1 protein-coding gene is annotated in these 2,000 nt (G+C 68.2%); it reads right to left on the bottom strand.

The window, feature by feature from the left end:
- Positions 1–32: 32 nt before the first annotated feature.
- Positions 33–2,000: translation initiation factor IF-2 (infB, locus tag BN13_RS17230; RefSeq protein ID WP_201329114.1), on the bottom strand; the 1,968-nt coding region annotated here is incomplete at its 5' end.

Raw genomic sequence — 2,000 nt, 5'->3', positions numbered from 1 at the left:
GGGGGGGGGGGGGGTGGGGCGACCGGCAACGGTCAGGCGCGGGGCTTCTCGCGCAGTTCGTAGGTCGCGATGAGGTCGCCGAGCTGCAGGTCGTTGAAGCTGCCGAGGTTGATACCGCACTCGTAGCCCTCGCGGACCTCGACGACATCGTCCTTGAACCGGCGCAGGCCGGCCACCTCGACGTTCTCGGCGACGACCACCCCATGACGGGTGATCCGCGCCCGAGCGCCTCGACGGATCTCGCCGCTGCGCACGATCGACCCGGCGATATTGCCGAACTTGCTCGACCGGAAGATCTCGCGGATCTCCGCCGTGCCCAGCTCGACTTCCTCGAACTCGGGCTTGAGCATGCCCTTCAGCGCCGCCTCGACCTCTTCGATGGCCTGGTAGATCACCGAGTAGTAGCGGATCTCGACACCCTCGCGCTCGGCGTAGTCGGCGTTCTGCCCCTCCGCGCGCACGTTGAAGCCGATGATGATCGCGTTGGAGGCCATCGCGAGGTTGATGTTGTTCATCGTGATGGCGCCGACCCCGCGGTCGATGATCCGCAGGTCGACATCGTCGCCCACGTCGATCTGCAGCAACGCGTCCTCGAGCGCCTCGACCGAACCCGACACGTCACCCTTGAGGATGAGGTTGAGGGTGTCGACCTTGCCTGCGGCCAGCGCCGCGTTGAGGTCTTCGAGCGAGATGCGCTTGCGGGCCTTGGCCAGCGCCGCCTGACGGTCGGCCGCCTCCCGGCGCTCGGCGATCTGCCGGGCGGTCCGGTCATCCGGCGCGACGACGAAGGTGTCGCCGGCGCGCGGGACCGAGGAGAGACCGAGGACCTGGACGGGTCGCGAGGGACCCGCCTCGGTCACGGGCTTGCCGTGCTCGTCGAGCAATGCCCGAACACGGCCGTATGCCGAGCCCGTCACGATCGCGTCACCCACGGTGAGCGTGCCCGACTGGACCAGAACGGTCGCCGTGGCGCCGCGACCCTTGTCGAGGTTGGCCTCGATGGCCACGCCGCGCGCGTCGCGGTCCGGATTGGCCCGCAGGTCGAGCGCCGCGTCGGCCGTCAACAGGACCGCCTCGAGCAGGTCCTCGATACCGAGACCCTGCTTCGCCGAGACGTCGACGAACATCGTCTCGCCGCCGTACTCCTCGGCGACGAGGTTGTATTCGGTCAGCTGCTGGCGAACCTTGGACGGGTTGGCGCCCTCGACGTCGATCTTGTTGACCGCCACCACGATCGGCACATCCGCGGCCTGGGCGTGGTTGAGCGCCTCGATCGTCTGCGGCATGACACCGTCGTCGGCCGCCACCACGAGGATCGCGATGTCGGTCACCTTGGCACCACGGGCACGCATGGCGGTGAACGCCTCGTGACCGGGGGTGTCGATGAAGGTGATGGCGCGGTCGACGCCCTCGTGCTCCTTGTGGATCTGGTAGGCACCGATGTGCTGAGTGATGCCACCGTGCTCGCCCGCAACGACATTCTCGTTGCGGATGGCGTCGAGGAGCTTGGTCTTGCCGTGGTCGACGTGACCCATGACGGTCACGACCGGCGGCCGGGCCTCAAGGTCGTCCTCATCCTCGGCCTCGATGCCGATTTCGAGGTTGATGTTGAAGGAGTCGAAGAGCTCGCGCTCCTCTTCCTCCGGCGACACCATGCGGATGTCGTAGCCGAGCTCGGCGCCGAGCAGCTTGAAGGTGTCCTCGTCCAGGCTTTGCGTGGCCGTGGCCATCTCGCCGAGGTGGAAGAGCACCGTGACCAGCGACGCCGGGTTGGCGTTGATGCGATCGGCGAAGTCCGTCAGCGACGCGCCTTGACGCACTCGCACGACGGTGGTGCCGTCGCCGCGCGGAACCGACACGCCGCCGATCGTCGGCGCCTGCATCTGCTCGAACTCTTGCCGCTTCGCGCGCTTGGACTTGCGCTGCTTGTTGCGGCCACCGCCCTTGCCGAAGGCACCCTGCGTGCCGCCACGGCCACCGGGGCCGCCGCCGGGACGGCC

The sequence above is a fragment of the Nostocoides jenkinsii Ben 74 genome (assembly GCF_001046875.1).
Taxonomy (GTDB): Bacteria; Actinomycetota; Actinomycetes; order Actinomycetales; family Dermatophilaceae; genus Nostocoides_A; species Nostocoides_A jenkinsii.
Note: the sequence above shows the minus strand (reverse complement) of the source record. Positions and strands in the feature narration are given on the sequence as shown.